Origin of the sequence: uncultured Thiodictyon sp. (genome assembly GCA_903837595.1) — a bacterium.
In the GTDB taxonomy this organism is placed as follows: domain Bacteria; phylum Pseudomonadota; class Gammaproteobacteria; order Chromatiales; family Chromatiaceae; genus Thiodictyon.
Genome location: CAILVI010000061.1, coordinates 1 through 9,181, shown reverse-complemented (window position 1 = coordinate 9,181; position 9,181 = coordinate 1). Strand labels below are relative to the sequence as shown.

Genomic DNA, 9,181 nt, shown 5'->3' with positions numbered 1-9,181 from the left:
TCGTCGTGACGATGCAGTCCGATGAATCGGGTGGCACCGTGATAGACATAATCCTCCCCCCTGACCCAGGTCGAAATACAGGATGCTGACCGAGATGACCTTGACCACCTCGCCGTAGGGCTGGCCTTCCCGAAGGTTTTCCACCAGGGTGCGCGCCGTGCTGTGCAGGATACGCTGCAAATAATCGAACTGCCGCTGGTACTGCACCTCGATCAGGATGATCTCACCCCCAGCGTTGCGCGCCTTCAAATCCACCCGGTTCTGCTTGTCGAGCGCCGTTTCCTTGTTGCTCTCGCTCTCCAGGACCTCCAGGATCTGAATCTCTTCGCGCAGTAGTTCGCTCAAGAACCCTTCGAGAATCCCGAAATGGGCCTTGCTGCGCAACAGGCGCTTCATCGCCCAATCGAAACTGATCAGGCGGCGGTGGCGGGTCATGATGGCGATCCCGTCCAGTCACGATGGACTTGCTCAGTACCTGGGTGTGTCATGGTCGTTGTACGCCTGAATGGATGAGTCTAAGATCAAGCGGCCTTGATCATCGTTGCGGCCAGCGATGGCCCGTTTGCAACCGGAGGTCGAGGCTCTAGCCGGTGGCGGCTCCAGACATATCCGAAAGAAATCAGTGGCGAATGCACGCCGGTCCGGCTAACGGCCATGGCGCCCGCACCACCCCGCAAGATGAAAGTGGCGGGCGCCTTGGCCGTTCCCCCTCCCCGGCCCTCCCCCACAAGGGAGGAGGGAGAAGTGGAGCGCGCTCCCGGCGCGACTTTCACGGTAAGCCTCGACCTTCGGTTGCGGACGGGTCGCGGCTGGCCGGAACGATAATCAAGCCCCGCGAGCCATTGACCGGAGGCATAGAATGGACCGTCGCGACTTTCTCAAGTTGTCCGCCATGGCGCCGGTGTCCGGTGGCCTGTTGTTGCTCCCGCCGGGTGCCGGGGCGCGCGGCATCGCCGCCGAGGCCATCGGCGGGCGACCCGCCGACCTGTGTTACCAGCTACCGTCAAACGGCATGGTCGCCAGCACGCTCAAGGACCTGTTCAAAGTTGGACCGGGCCCCTCCAGTTCACATACCGTCGCGCCGATCCGCATTGCCAGCAACTTCCGAGCGGCGGTCGCCGCACTGCCCGCGGACCAACTGGCCCGGGCGCAGCGGATCGAGGTGACGCTGTTCGGCAGCCTGAGCGTGACCGGCAAGGGACACCGGACCGACCGCGCCATACTGGCCGGGCTGCTCGGGCAGCAGCCGGAGACCTGCGACACCGCATTGATGGATGCGCTGCAGGACACCACGCAGGCGCGCACCACACAGATCGCCGGCAAGCCGTTCGACGTATCCGGGGCCACGATCCTGTGGGACCGAGGCGAGCACGCCTTTCCCTATGTCAACACCCTGATCATGCGCCTGCTGGCCGGCGATGGCAGCCGCATCTTCGAACGCGAATACTATTCCACGGGTGGTGGGTTCTATAGCTGGAAGGGTGAACCCCCGCCCGATCGCGGCCAGCCGGTGCACCGCTTCGGCAACATGACCGAATTGAGGCAACGGGCCACCGCCACCGGCCTGCCGCTGCACCGGATCATGCTGGACAACGAGCAGGCCATCATGGGCGTGGGTGAACAGGAGGTCAATGACCACCTCGACCTGGTGATCGACACCATGAACCAGGGTGTGGCGCATGGATTGACCGAGGAAGGGCTGCTGCCGGGCCCCTTTGCGTTTTATCGCAAGGCCAAGTGGATCAATGAGAAGGCCGGCGAGGCCACTGGCGCCGAGGCCTTCATCGGCGAATTGAGCAGCTTTGCCCTGGCGATTGCCGAGGGCAATGCCGCCGGACGTCTGGCGGTCACCGCGCCCACCCTGGGCTCGGCCGGCGTCATGCCGGCGGTGATTTATATGATGAACCATCGGATGCAGGTCCCCCGCGCGCAATTGCGTCAGGGGCTGATGGCCGCTGGGGCCGTGGGTCTGATCTGTAAGACGAACGCCAGTGTGGTCGGGGCCGAAATGGGGTGTCAGGCCGAGATCGGCGTGGCCTCGGCCATGGCGGCGGCCATGCTGGCCTCTGCGACGGGCGCACCAGCACAGGTGACGGAGAACGCCGCCACCATCGCGCTGGAGCATCACCTGGGCATGACCTGCGATCCGGTGGGGGATTCGTCCTGATCCCTTGTATTGAGCGCAACGCCTTTGGCGCCATCAAGGCCTATAACGCCTGGCTGATTGCCAAGAACGAAATCGCCTCCCAGCACTGGGAAGATCTGGATCGGGTCATCGCGGCGATGGCCGATGCCGGCCGCGCCATGCCGGCGCGCCTGCGGGAGATGGGTACAGGCGGTCTGGGCGTCACGATGGTGGAATGCTGAGCGGCGCGCTGGCGCGCCGCCGATGGCCAGAGCACGCGTCCGCTCGCGGTTTCGTCAGCGCGCCGTCACGCGGTCTTGGGGCGACCAGGGTTTGGGGAGGCCAAGAAAATGCTGGCCGTGCGGTTTACGCAAGACCGCTGATATACGCTGAGTAGGCGCAGCGTCCGCGACCAGGCTGAAGCGGGGGGCACGAGGATAGAGATTAGGGCTATTGCGCCACCACCGGCTCCAGCAACTCCGGCCCCTCGTTGCGCGGGCTGTTGACCTTGCGCGAGACCTGCTCAATGGTCCAAGGCCCCGGATCGGTGGGCCGCAGCAGCGCACGCAGGCACTCGGTGTCCGTGGTGCCGGGCTCGAGCCAGGCGTCATAGTCCGCGGGCGCCAGGATGACCGGCATCCGGTCGTGCAGTGGGGCGATCAGGCGATTGGCCTCCGTAACGATGATGGTGCAGGAGAGCAACGGCGCGCCGTCCGCACCCTGCCACGCCTCCCACAGACCGGCCATGCCGAAGGGTTCGCCGTCCTGGCGACGGATCAGGTAGGGTGTCTTCTCCTTGCCGACGGTCTGCCACTCATAAAAGCCCTCGGCCGGGATCAGACAACGCCGGTGCCTGAAGGCGTTGCGGTAGGCGGGCTTGGAGTCGACCGTCTCGGCGCGGGCGTTGATCATGCTATAGCGGTTGTCGGGCCCCTGCGACCAGGAGGGGACCAGGCCCCAGCGCAGCAGCAGCAGTTCGCGTGTGCCGCCCGTGGTCTGGCGCACGGCGAGCACCGGCTGGGTGGGGGCCAGGTTGTAACGCGGGCTCGCCGCACACGCCACCGCCACCTCAAACAGGCTGGCGTAGAGGTCAGGGTCTGAGTGCTGAATAAAACGACCACACATGGCGCACCTGCGCTCGTTAATCCTGGAAAGGGAATTGTCACGCCAAGGCGCCAAGCTCGCCAAGGTTTTTCGCTACGTTATCGGCGCTGGACGCCGTGCCTGAGCAACCCCGATCGGCACGTCGCGACGAGGAGGCCGCTCCTACGCGCGAAGGTAGGCCGTCGTCCTTCAGGGCAACCGACAGCGGCCGACGGCGGACGCTGCGCGAAGTTGTAGTAAGGTATCGGCATTGACCCTGGCCCCGGCCTGGACGCGGCCCAACGGTACGCCGCCCCCAGGGGGATCGCTGACCTTAATGTTTGACTTCGCGAGCACAGATTGATGACCGGCAAGACGGTGGCCCAACGGACCTACCTGCATATCAGTGGCCTGGGCGCGGCGGATGCCGCACTGGCGGCCATCGTGGCGGCGGCGGAGGCGCAGGCGGGGGTACGGCGGGGGGAGGCGTTCAATGTCGTGCGCCTCGATCCGGCTGCGCGGCAGGTCGCGCTGCTCCACTACCCGGGTTTCTTCGACGACCCCTTTCCCGCCTTGCAGGCGAGCTGGCGGGTGGATCTGAGCACCGGAGAGGTCGGCTATCGCGCCTACACCGACTCGCAGAATCCGCCCATCCTGCACCGCAAAGAGCTCATGCTGGCCGCGGATGACCCGCGGCGGGAGACGTTCGCCGGGCTGACCCAGGCGTGCGAGTCGATCGGGCTCTTCGATGAACCGACCCGCATCGGCTACCGGCGCCAGTGGTTGGACCTGGTGCGCGAGCGGGGTTATCAGGTCGTCGGACACGCCCTGCTACCGCTGGGGAACGACGAGTCCGGCGGCGAGGACGCGGACCCGAGGTCTGACACGCCACAAGTCCCGGCCGAGGCCCTGGCACCAACCGGCCCCGCCGCCCATTGGGCCGCCGCCCGCCAACTCACCGCCCTGGTGCGCTATGGCTTCTCCGCACCGGTGCAGACCCTGGCCCGGCATGGGCTGCTGGAGACGCTGGGCACCGACGGGCCGCCGGGGCGATTGGTCCTCTTCGACTATGGCTGCGGGCGCGGGGACGATGTGCGGGGGCTCATCGAACTGGGCATTCAGGCCGCCGGCTGGGACCCCTATTACGCCCCCGAGAACCCCATCCACCCGGCGCCCATCGTCAATCTGGGCTTCGTCATCAATGTGATCGAAGACCCGCAGGAGCGCCTGACGGCACTGGGGCGCGCCTGGTCGCTGACGCAGACCCTGCTGGTCGTCTCGGTGATGCTCAGCAACCAGAGCGCAGCGCGGGGCACCGACTTCAATGACGGGGTGCTGACCCAGCGCCGGACCTTCCAGCGCCAATTCACCCAGACCGAGGTCCGCGCCTACCTCGCCGAGGCCTTGGAGGAGGAACCGATCGCGGTCGCCCCTGGCGTTCATTATGTGTTCAGGGACAAGGAGGCGGAGCAACGCTTTCTGGCCGCACGCTGCCGCAGTCGTCGTCACACCGGGCTCCCCCCGCCAGCCAGCCGCCACCCACCCGCGCCGACGAGCGCCGGCGGCCCGGACCGCTACGCCGCCTACCGCGAACCGCTCGGGCGCCTATGGGAACGATGGCTCGCACTGGCCCACCGCCCGGAGGCCGATGAAGTGGGGGCGGATCTCGCCACCCTCACGGAGGGCTTCGGGTCGCTCGCCAAGGCCCTGCGTTTCCTCGCCGACCGTGAGGACCCGCAGCCCCTGGCCCGGGCCGAGGCGGCACGCCGCGCGGACCTGCTGGTCTACCTGGCGTTGAACCTGTTCGAGCGGCGGCGCCCCTACACCCAGTTGGAACCCGAGCTGCAACGGGCCATCAAGGCACTCTTCGGTGACTACGCGACCGCCCAGGCGCAGGCACGCGCCCTGCTCTTCTCCATCCGTGACACCCAGGGCATCGCGGACATCTGCCGCGAGGCGGCAGAGCACGGCCTGGGCTGGCTGGACCCAGGTCGCTCGCTACAGCTGCATACCAGCCTGGTGGAGCGGTTGCCGCCCTTGCTGCGGGTCTATGTAGGGGCGGCCGCTGCGCTCTATGGCGACACAAAGGGAGCGGATCTGGTGAAGATCCACATCGGATCCGGAAAGCTGAGCCTGATGCGTTATGACGACTTCATGGGGCTCGCCGTGCCCCGCCTGCTGGAGCGCGTCAAGGTCCGGCTGCGCGATCAGGAGTGCGATTGGTACCTGTATGGTGAGACCTTTGCACCGCCCTGGTTGTTCCACAAGTCGCGCTTCATCAACGAGGAGTTCCCCAACTACCCGGAACAGGTCGCCTTCGAGGAGGCCCTGGACGCCTTGGGGCTGTTCGACTTCGCCGGCTTTGGCCCGCCCCCGGGGGTGTTTGCGGCGACCCTGGCCCGCCACCGCTGGGTGATCGACGGCCTGCGACTACGCCGCTCGGACACCTGCCCGGAGCTGGACGATCGCTGCGGGCGCTTCCTAACCTTCCGGCAGCTCATCGCGTGCGGCGAGACCCAGGCACGCACCGGCCTGCCCAACCTCCCCCGCCAGGCGGCGAGTTGGAATGCGCTGCAAGACCTGGCGGAGCGGGTGCTGGACCCGGTCATCGACTGGTTCGGGATGATCCGCCTGACCTATGCCTTCTGTTCGCCTGAACTGGCGCGGGAGATCACCGGGCGTACCGACCCCAAGCTGGACCAGCACGCCGCACATGAGCACAACCGCCTGGGCAATGCCATCTGCCCGCGCCATGGGGCGGCGGTGGACTTCATCGTCGAGGACGAGGACATGGCGGAGGTAGCCCGCTGGCTGGCGGAAAACACCCCCTTCGACCGGCTTTATTTCTATGGCGCGGACCAGCCGATCCATGTGAGTTACGGCCCCGAGCACAACCGCCAGGTGGTGCGGATGGTGCCGACGGCTGCCGGGCGGCTGGTGCCGCGGGTGATCGCGGCGGCGGAGCTCTAGGCGATTTCCGGAACACCTGATACCAACCGCCGGGCACACCATCATGTTGCTACGCCGTACCACCAAGCTCGCGATCCGGGCTATCCTGTTGCTCGCGGCACTCGTCGCAGCCGTCATCGTCGGCTTCACCGCCCAAGCCTGGTGGCGCCTCCCGGCGCTCGCACCCTGGCACACCGTGCGACTCACCAACGAATTCAGGGCCGGCGCAGGGGCACCGCAAACCCTGACCGCCTACATGGCCCAGGAGGAACGGCTCTTTGCCGAACTGCGGGCCACCCTCTACGCCGCCGCGGCAGCGCCCGACGCGAGTGAGATCGACCGCTATAGCGCGGGCTCGCTGGTGGCCCGTATCGCGCTCGACACCCAGGGCAACCGCACGCATCCGCTCACGCAGGCAGCGCCGCGCGGTGCGGCGGTGATGTTGCATGGTCTCTCGGATGCGCCCTATTCGCTGGACGCGGTCGGACGCCTGCTACACGAGCGCGGCTTCTACGTGGTATGGCTGCGCTTGCCTGGGCACGGCACCATCCCCGGCGCCTTGCGCGAGGTCGCCTGGGAGGACTGGATGGCGGCCACTGCGCTCGCACTGCGAGACGCCGCGCAGCACGCGCCCGGCAAGCCGCTCTATATCGCCGGCTATTCGATGGGCGGTGCACTCGCGCTGCTGCATACCTTGCGGGCCATGGACGACCCGCGGCTGGCGATGCCCTCGCGGCTGCTGCTGTTCTCGCCCGCGACCGGCCTGTCGCGGTTCGCGGCGATGGCCAACATTACCGCCCTGCTTTCCCCCCTACCAGGGCTAGCGAAGGCCGCCTGGCTCGACGTCATGCCCGAGTACGACCCCTACAAGTACAACTCCTTCCCGGTCAATGCCGGGGCGCAGATCGATCGCCTCACCCGCGCACTTGAGGCGGGCCTGGCGCAGGCGCAGCGCCGGGGGACGCTGGCGCGCATGCCGACGGTGACGGCCTTCCAGTCGCTGATCGATGCGACGGTGGTCGCGGCCGACCTCGGCCCCCGGCTTTTCGAGCGGCTGCCCGCGAAAGGACATGAGCTCGTCGTGTTCGACGTAAACCGCGGTGCGGTGTGGTGGAGCCTGCTCAGACCCGAGCCGCGGCGTGCCTTTGACCGGATGACGGAGGTACCGGCCCTGCCATTCCGGCTCACAGTGGTCGGCAACCTGCGCCGTGACAGCGAGGAGGTCGCGCAATGGATACGCGAACCCGGCACCCGCGAGGCCGTCGCGCGGCCCACCGGACTCGCCTGGCCCGACGCGGTGTTCTCCCTCGGGCACCTCGCCATCCCCATGCCCATGGACGATCCGATCTATGGCCTGACACCCCGCGCGACGCCCGATGGACTGGAGCTCCCGCTCGGGCATGTCGCGCCGCGGGGCGAGACCGGGGCGCTCGTCCTGCCGCTCGGACAGTTTGCGCGTATCCGCAGCAACCCGTTTTTCCAGGTGATCGTGGAGCGCATTGACGCGGCGGTGCAGGCCGACACGCGATGAGGCCGGCACAGGCATTGATCATCGCTCCGGCGACTGCGAGCGCCGCACCCGAGTGCGGCCCAGCCTATCCACAGAACGCAATGCCGCAGTCGCCTGGAAGATCGCGCCGCACTGGGGTGCGGCGCTCCCAGCGCTGAGAACGCGGAATAGACCCATACCGGACGCCACCGACCCGACGAGAACATACGATGCCACTGCCGATTTTGCCGGAACGCTTCACAGGGTTACTCTATCATCCATTCTGGATAGCATTCATCGTGGCTGGAGCATTGCTCTGGTTCGGCGTGTTCGTCGTCGATCCTACCGAAATGGCCGGCGTGCGCCGCTTAGGCCAAGTAACGACCCGCGATCCCTATGGTCCAGGCATTCATCTTAAACTCCCTGTTGTCGATCAGGTTGATCGCCTGCAAGTCTCACTCGACATCCTGAAAGTCCAGGATCTGACGATGTATACCATCGATAACCAATGGGTCAGAATCTCGGTAGGGATGACCTACCGGATTCCTGCGAAGGCCGTTTTTCGCCTGCTATACCAGGTCGGCCAATCCGGCAGCTTCGGTATCCGGGAGAATGTGGAGCCAATCATCGCCGATCGCGCCATGCGGGTCTTCGCCCGGCGTAACACGATCAAGATCTCTGAGGAACGCGAAGTCATTGCCAACGAAATCCGGCAGGCCGTCGCGAGCCGGCTCGATGAGTTGTTCGGCATTGAAGTGGTCGACTTGCAGATCGCCAAGATCGAATATAGCCCGATCTTTGTCGCCAGCGTTGAGGCAGCGGTGAAAGCCAAGAATGACGCGGTGGCGGCCGAGAATACGGTGAATCGTATTCGCTTTGAAGCAGAGCAGGTGCGGGTACGCGCCCAAGGCGAAGCGGACGCTGCGGCCATTGGGGCAGAGGGGCAAAAGCGTTCAGCGGTCATCCGCGCCGATGGCGAGGCACAAGCCATCCAGATTATCGGCGCGGCGCAAGCGGGCAGCTTGCGGCTGCGCGGCGAGGCCGTCGCCGCACATCCCGAGGCGATCTCACTAGTCGCGGCAGAGCGCTGGAGCGGCACCTTACCCCAAACCTTGCTGAGCGAACGCGGCATTTTGCCGATGTTGAATCTGAATGCGATCCCCGCGACCGTGGCGCCACTTGCGCCGCAAGGCGCCGGCGCCGGGAAATAGTGAGGAGACGGGCTCATGCCAAGGCGTCAAGCTCGCCAAGCTCGCCAAGAAATCAGCTTGGCGAGCGCGGCGGCGTGGCATGAGGAGTTATCGGATTTGGGATCATGCTTAGGTATCGGTCTTCGGCGCAAAAAAGGCTCCTACTAATCACCGTGGCTCTTCCTGCGTTTCAGGCGGTTCTGGTCAGCAAGGCCGAGAGCATGGCCTGGAGCAGCCCCCGACCGCGCCGGCGGACGTTGTGCGTGAACTGAAAGAACCCCAGGTAGAGCGGCAATTGCTCCTGGGAGATCCCGCGATGAGGACGCAGCCAGGAGCGCAACAGTG

General features: G+C 66.2%; 5 protein-coding genes and 1 pseudogene. 4 read left to right on the top strand and 2 right to left on the bottom strand.

What is annotated here, in order from left to right; translation table 11 throughout:
- Positions 1-435: PD-(D/E)XK nuclease family transposase (locus QZY44_RS03315; RefSeq protein WP_295442216.1), on the bottom strand; the 435-nt coding region annotated here is incomplete at its 3' end.
- Between the two features lie 424 nt (positions 436-859).
- On the opposite strand from QZY44_RS03315, the pseudogene QZY44_RS03310 reads away from it, so the two are divergent.
- Positions 860-2,367 (top strand): annotated as a pseudogene (locus QZY44_RS03310) (L-serine ammonia-lyase).
- A 208-nt stretch (positions 2,368-2,575) separates the two neighbouring features.
- Here the strand turns inward: QZY44_RS03310 and QZY44_RS03300 are convergent.
- Positions 2,576-3,250, bottom strand: coding sequence for an SOS response-associated peptidase (locus QZY44_RS03300; protein WP_295442210.1), 675 nt, complete (start codon positions 3,248-3,250; stop codon positions 2,576-2,578).
- Positions 3,251-3,571: 321 nt separating this feature from the next.
- Between QZY44_RS03300 and QZY44_RS03295 the strand changes: the two genes are divergently transcribed.
- The 3 genes from QZY44_RS03295 to QZY44_RS03285 all read left to right on the top strand — a co-directional run bounded on the left by QZY44_RS03295 (position 3,572) and on the right by QZY44_RS03285 (position 8,857).
- Entirely contained in the window at positions 3,572-6,178 is a 2,607-nt protein-coding gene (locus tag QZY44_RS03295) for a DNA phosphorothioation-associated putative methyltransferase (RefSeq protein ID WP_295442207.1), read from the top strand.
- 43 nt (positions 6,179-6,221) lie between these two features.
- Positions 6,222-7,688, top strand: coding sequence for an alpha/beta hydrolase (locus tag QZY44_RS03290; protein WP_295442205.1), 1,467 nt, complete (start codon positions 6,222-6,224; stop codon positions 7,686-7,688).
- A 188-nt stretch (positions 7,689-7,876) separates the two neighbouring features.
- On the top strand, positions 7,877-8,857 hold the full coding sequence (locus tag QZY44_RS03285) for a prohibitin family protein (RefSeq protein WP_295442202.1): 981 nt from the start codon (positions 7,877-7,879) through the stop codon (positions 8,855-8,857).
- Positions 8,858-9,181 lie beyond the last annotated feature (324 nt).